At 53.9% G+C, this 3300-nt stretch carries 2 rRNA genes; both read right to left on the bottom strand.

Features of this window, described 5'->3' with window-relative positions:
• Window positions 1–6: 6 nt before the first annotated feature.
• Window positions 7–122 (bottom strand): 5S ribosomal RNA (gene rrf / locus CPA45_RS22340).
• 144 nt (window positions 123–266) lie between these two features.
• Window positions 267–3168, bottom strand: a 23S ribosomal RNA gene (locus CPA45_RS22335).
• Between the last annotated feature and the right edge of the window lie 132 nt (window positions 3169–3300).

Below are 3300 nucleotides of genomic sequence, written 5' to 3'. Positions count from 1 at the left end.
ATAAGTGCCTGACGATGACCTACTCTCGCATGGGGAGACCCCACACTACCATCGGCGCTAAGCGGTTTCACTTCTGAGTTCGGCATGGGTTCAGGTGGTTCACGCGTGCTATGGTCGTCAGGCGTAACGGGCGATGTATATCATGCTGTACGTTCAATCATTGTCTTGTCTGCGTCTCTCACTCCGCCCTCTCAGGGCACAGCGTACGTATCCGGGGTTCTTACGAACCTGTCGTTATCATTGCGACCAGACCCCTTGGGTGTTATAGGGTCAAGCCTCACGGGCAATTAGTACACGTTAGCTCAACGCCTTGCAGCGCTTCCACACCGTGCCTATCAACCAGCTGGTCTTGCTGGGCCCTTTAGGAGGCTCTAGGCCTCAGGGATGTCTCATCTTGAAGGGGGCTTCCCGCTTAGATGCTTTCAGCGGTTATCCTGTCCGACCATAGCTACCCGGCAATGCCACTGGCGTGACAACCGGAACACCAGAGGGTCGTCCACTCCGGTCCTCTCGTACTAGGAGCAGCTCTTCTCAAACATCCAACGCCCACGGCAGATAGGGACCGAACTGTCTCACGACGTTCTAAACCCAGCTCGCGTACCACTTTAAATGGCGAACAGCCATACCCTTGGGACCGACTTCAGCCCCAGGATGTGATGAGCCGACATCGAGGTGCCAAACACCGCCGTCGATGTGAACTCTTGGGCGGTATCAGCCTGTTATCCCCGGAGTACCTTTTATCCGTTGAGCGATGGCCCTTCCATACAGAACCACCGGATCACTAGAACCTGCTTTCGCACCTGCTCGACGTGTCTGTCTCGCAGTCAAGCACCCTTATGCTCTTGCACTCACTGCACGATGTCCGACCGTGCTGAGGGTACCTTCGTGCTCCTCCGTTACTCTTTGGGAGGAGACCGCCCCAGTCAAACTACCCACCACACACTGTCCTCGATCCGGATAACGGACCTGAGTGAGAACGCCAATGATGCCAGGCTGGTATTTCAAGGTTGGCTCCCCTCGAACTGGCGTCCGAGATTCAAAGCCTCCCAGCTATCCTACACAGGCAACATCAGCGTCCAGTGTGAAGCTATAGTAAAGGTTCACGGGGTCTTTCCGTCTAGCCGCGGGTACACCGCATCTTCACGGCGATTTCAATTTCACTGAGTCTCGGGTGGAGACAGCGTGGCCATCATTACGCCATTCGTGCAGGTCGGAACTTACCCGACAAGGAATTTCGCTACCTTAGGACCGTTATAGTTACGGCCGCCGTTTACCGGGGCTTCGATCAAGAGCTTCGGACGAATCCTAACACCATCACTTAACCTTCCGGCACCGGGCAGGCGTCACACCCTATACGTCCTCTTACGAGTTAGCAGAGTGCTGTGTTTTTACTAAACAGTTGCAGCCACCTGGTATCTTCGACCGGTTCGGGCTAGGAGAGCAAGTCTCTTCACCCTACGCCGGCGTGCCTTCTCCCGAAGTTACGGCACCATTTTGCCTAGTTCCTTCACCCGAGTTCTCTCAAGCGCCTTGGGATTCTCACCCTGACCACCTGTGTCGGTTTGGGGTACGGTCGCACATGATCTGAAGCTTAGAGGCTTTTCCTGGAAGCGTGGCATCAGTGACTTCCTGACCGTGGTCAGTTCATCTCGTGTCTCGGCAGTCTCTTTGAAAGAGCGATCCGGATTTGCCTAGATCGCTTGCCTACTCACTTTCACCAGGACAACCAACGCCTGGCCCACCTAGCCTTCTCCGTCCCCCCATCGCAATCATGTCCGGTACGGGAATATTGACCCGTTTCCCATCGACTACGCCTTTCGGCCTCGCCTTAGGGGCCGACTCACTCTGCTCCGATTAGCGTAGAACAGAAACCCTTGGTCTTCCGGCGAGGGAGTTTTTCACTCCCTTTATCGTTACTCATGTCAGCATTCGCACTCGTGATACCTCCAGCAGACTTCTCAATCCACCTTCATCGGCTTACACGACGCTCCTCTACCGCTCATTCCTAAGAATGAACCCGTAGCTTCGGTACCTGGTTTAGCCCCGTTACATCTTCCGCGCAGGCCGACTCGACTAGTGAGCTATTACGCTTTCTTTAAAGGATGGCTGCTTCTAAGCCAACCTCCTAGCTGTCTGAGCCTTCCCACATCGTTTCCCACTTAACCAGGATTTGGGGACCTTAGCTGACGGTCTGGGTTGTTTCCCTTTTCACGACGGACGTTAGCACCCGCCGTGTGTCTCCCACGCTGCACTCACCGGTATTCGGAGTTTGCCTCGGGTTGGTAAGTCGGGATGACCCCCTAGCCGAAACAGTGCTCTACCCCCGGTGGTGATACGTGAGGCGCTACCTAAATAGCTTTCGAGGAGAACCAGCTATCTCCGAGCTTGATTAGCCTTTCACTCCGATCCACAAGTCATCCAAATCTTTTTCAACAGATCCTGGTTCGGGCCTCCAGTTGATGTTACTCAACCTTCACCCTGCTCATGGATAGATCGCTCGGTTTCGGGTCTATATCCAGCGACTGTGTCGCCCAGTTAAGACTCGGTTTCCCTACGGCTCCCCTATACGGTTAACCTCGCCACTGAATATAAGTCGCTGACCCATTATACAAAAGGTACGCAGTCACAGAACAAGTCTGCTCCTACTGCTTGTACGCACACGGTTTCAGGATCTATTTCACTCCCCTCTCCGGGGTTCTTTTCGCCTTTCCCTCACGGTACTGGTTCACTATCGGTCAGCCAGGAGTATTTAGCCTTGGAGGATGGTCCCCCCGTCTTCAGTCAAGGTTTCTCGTGCCCCGACCTACTCGATTTCACGTGATCAGATTTTCGGCTACGGGGCTATCACCCGCTATGGCGGCACTTCCCAATGCCTTCGCCTAATCAGTCACACGCTTAAGGGCTGGTCCCCGTTCGCTCGCCGCTACTAGGGGAATCTCGGTTGATTTCTTTTCCTCAGGGTACTTAGATGTTTCAGTTCCCCTGGTTCGCCTCCTACCCCTATATATTCAGGGCAGGATACTGACCTTATGGTCAGTGGGTTTCCCCATTCAGAAATGCCCGGGTCACAGGTTGTTTGCCACCTCGCCGAGCCTTATCGCAGGCTACCACGTCTTTCATCGCCTCTGGCTGCCTAGGCATCCACCGTGTGCGCTTCATTGCTTGACCCTATAACCCGAAGGAGTCTGGGGTTCGCAATGTTAACGATTGCCGGATACGCTTGAGACGTATCACAAAACAATTACGTATAAACGTTTTAAAAACGCTTATGTCAGCATGATATACATTGTTAAAGAGCGG

Origin of the sequence: Vreelandella nigrificans, assembly GCF_002374315.1 — a bacterium.
In the GTDB taxonomy this organism is placed as follows: Bacteria; Pseudomonadota; Gammaproteobacteria; order Pseudomonadales; family Halomonadaceae; genus Vreelandella; species Vreelandella nigrificans.
Note: the sequence above shows the minus strand (reverse complement) of the source record. Positions and strands in the feature narration are given on the sequence as shown.